At 48.2% G+C, this 2957-nt stretch carries 5 protein-coding genes; all 5 read right to left on the bottom strand.

The window, feature by feature from the left end; all coding sequences use genetic code 11:
• Nucleotides 1-417: 417 nt before the first annotated feature.
• The gene (locus tag LC059_RS17775) at nt 418-831 is read right to left on the bottom strand and encodes a DUF6228 family protein (protein WP_226705217.1); all 414 of its coding nucleotides are present in this window, start codon (nt 829-831) and stop codon (nt 418-420) included.
• 149 nt (nt 832-980) lie between these two features.
• The gene (locus LC059_RS17770) at nt 981-1289 is read right to left on the bottom strand and encodes a hypothetical protein (RefSeq protein ID WP_226705216.1); all 309 of its coding nucleotides are present in this window, start codon (nt 1287-1289) and stop codon (nt 981-983) included.
• A 157-nt stretch (nt 1290-1446) separates the two neighbouring features.
• Entirely contained in the window at nt 1447-1818 is a 372-nt protein-coding gene (locus tag LC059_RS17765; protein WP_226705215.1) for a hypothetical protein, read from the bottom strand.
• Between the two features lie 171 nt (nt 1819-1989).
• On the bottom strand, nt 1990-2262 hold the full coding sequence (locus LC059_RS17760) for a hypothetical protein (protein WP_226705214.1): 273 nt from the start codon (nt 2260-2262) through the stop codon (nt 1990-1992).
• 150 nt (nt 2263-2412) lie between these two features.
• The gene (locus tag LC059_RS17755) at nt 2413-2832 is read right to left on the bottom strand and encodes a hypothetical protein (RefSeq protein ID WP_226705213.1); all 420 of its coding nucleotides are present in this window, start codon (nt 2830-2832) and stop codon (nt 2413-2415) included.
• Between the last annotated feature and the right edge of the window lie 125 nt (nt 2833-2957).

The raw sequence follows: 2957 nt of genomic DNA, 5'->3' as shown, positions 1-2957 counted from the left end.
CGATGAAATTGCAAGAAAGCTAAACACCCGCCCCAGGAAAAGATTTGGTTTCAGAACACCAGAGAAAATGTACTATGGGAAATAATTACTTTTGTCGCGGTTCAAAGTTGATACTAGGTGTGGATGTGCTCATTAGTCGGAGCTTCTCTTCTTGGGTGGTTCTTTACTTTGACTTGGCAATGAACCCTCCTCCTTTTCCTTGAGCCTCTTTCTTAGTAGCTCACGCTTCTTCTTGTAATAGCGTTTATCTACGTGCCGTATGAGTAACCACAAAAGAAAGGCTAAACCTAGTCCGTAAATGTAACCCTTACCGTACATTGGCTCTCCCGTTGCCCTAAGTTGCGGCTACACATAACGCTCGGTTTAGGGGCGGCTGGAGCGCAGCGTAAGCCGTCCCAGCCGCGTATTTCGCGGCGATTACAACCGCTTGTTAGTGGTTGGGTATACGAAGCGCTTCGCTTGGCGCGCTATTTCTCCAAGCTGGCCTGCCTCAATGATTAGCGCAATGCGTGTACGCCAGAATGGCTCGCATAGCGAAGACTGTAATTCAATATTAAGGGTGACATGGCCAGTGCTATCAGTACACGCCCAAAGAGCACACTCACCCTCTAAGGATCCCCACTCTTTATCACCCTCCCAACCTCGCCAGTCTTTGGCCAGCGCCGAGAAAAAATCCGCAATATTCTCCCCATATGGAGCATTGTACACACGAAGATGAGCCTCTAGTCCTTCACCCTTAAGGCTTACACAGAAATGGGTGACCCAACCTTCCGAATCTAATTCGGGAGAATGAAGCTCAACAGAGAGGCCAGATTGACTGACGATATTCATTTAGTGATGACCACTAACGCCCGCAACAGGGGCGACCAATGCTATGCACGTTTTGTGCGAAACTGGGAGCGCAGCGACCCGCACAAAATGTGCATAGCATTGGGCGTCCCGCGGAAGCCCGAAGGGCCGTAGCATCCTGCTTGCGCTTGTTATGCATTTTCTTTACTAAGGTGGCTATATCCGGCCGAAACCACGACATCACAAGCGAGCCTCAAGCCACAACCGTCCTCTGCTGCTTTGCCTCGAAATACGTACTCTCCAGGAACAACCTCCATGTATGGCAAAAGATCATGCCCGGCAGAATTTAAACGAGAGACGATCTGAAGAAATGCCGACTCTATTGTTTGGTGGAGCTCAAGCAAAACAGCATCTTCTAGCTCATTGGCTAGATCCCTCGCTTTATCGCTATTTAAGCCAGCTTTTTCAAAGGCTGATCTACTGTATTTTGCAATATCCATGCATTCCTTCCTTGAGATGCATAACGCCCGCGGCAGGGGCGGGTTACCTTATGCGCGATTTGCGCAAAAATGGGAGCGTAGCGACTTGCGCAAAACGTGTATAAGGTAACCCGTCCCGCGAAGGCCCGGAGGGCCGTAGCTTCACTGCCCGCGATTGTTAAGTTCCACTCGCTAGCTTGGCCAGTAGCCTCTTACGGAAAATCAACTGTGGGATGTACCAACCCAGAGCTGAACACGCCAAGATCAGGATATAGGCCATTTCTACACCGTTAACGTACGCATCGTATAGAAGATAAATGGAAACGGGCGCAGCGACGTATAGAGCAAGTATTTTAATTTCATTTCCATATAGAAATCTTAAAGAGATGCCAAAGCCAGTTATTAATGCCGCAACTACAGCCAGCACCACCTGCAACCAATTTACTTGCATCGCCACTACTAGCTTTGCATAAAGGATGTACCCTAACGTGAAACAAACTATGGCTGGCGCCAATTTCACGTACATTTCCCGCTGCTTTTGATTATCCATGCTCTCTCCTTGAACTTAACGCCGCCGGCAGGGGCAGCTTACCTTGTGCGCTTTTTGCGCAAAAATGGGAGCGCAGCGACCTGCGCAAAACGTGCACAAGGTAAGCTGTCCCGCGGAGGGCCACAGGCCCGTAGCAAATTGCCCGGCCTTGTTATGTGTGCTGCCAACAAATTAACTTAGAAAATCTGCGGGTAGATCCTGACAGTACATTCTTGCCTTCCTAACGGTAGCTTCCCACTCTTCAGGATACTCACTCCAGCCCAGACGCTCTAGTTCGACCTCACACAGATCCGCTAGAGCCCATATAACCCTCTTTTCTACTTTAGAAAACTCTACATTCAAAGGTTTTCCAGCAAGCTTACTGGAAAGCAGATCCCAAAGAACTATCAAGTGTCCTTCAGTGAGCTTTATAGATATCTCGTTATTAAATTTTTTGTAGATCACGGTAGTAAATCCACATAACGCCGCCAGCAGGGGCAGCTTACCTTGTGCGCTTTTTGCGCAAAAATGGGAGCGCAGCGACCTGCGCAAAACGTGCACAAGGTAAGCTGTCCCGCGGAGGGCCGAAGGCCCGGAGCAGACTGCCTGGCCTTGTTACAAACTTTCGCGAAGTGCGCACCTAAACACTAGCCTGCATGCCGCAAGGTATGCATAGCCAACGATAACAATATAAATAGCTAGCCCGCCCCAGACTTCCAACACGTGTGGAATTACTGACTCCATTCCTGGTGATGGAGAAATCCATTTAAACTGAACCGCCGAAAAAACTTGAAATACCGCTGCTATGAGTGGGGCAAAGCGAATCACATACCTCCACGTGGCCCATTCTTTTTTCCTTAGGTACCAAACTGATGCCAGAACAAAGGCCAGGTAACCCGCAGCACTCAACATTACTCCAAACCCTAAAAATGTGAGTATCGGAGTTGAAAAACCGAGCTCTAGCGCACCAAACATCAATACCGGCCACAATATTGGAAGAGCTAGGCAGATTAACCAATATACTTTCTTACTCATGGTTTGTAACGAGGCTGTAGAAAAACGAATTTTAATTAAATCGTTTTTAGACCCAACCTCCCGATTGAATTAATGACCACAATTTAAGCACAGACTTTTCACCTAATCACTCAATGCGCGCAATT

The sequence above is a fragment of the Microbulbifer elongatus genome, assembly GCF_020524885.1.
GTDB lineage: Bacteria > Pseudomonadota > Gammaproteobacteria > Pseudomonadales > Cellvibrionaceae > Microbulbifer > Microbulbifer elongatus_A.
The sequence above is the reverse complement of the archived record's forward strand: the minus strand, read 5'-3'. Positions and strand labels throughout refer to the sequence as shown.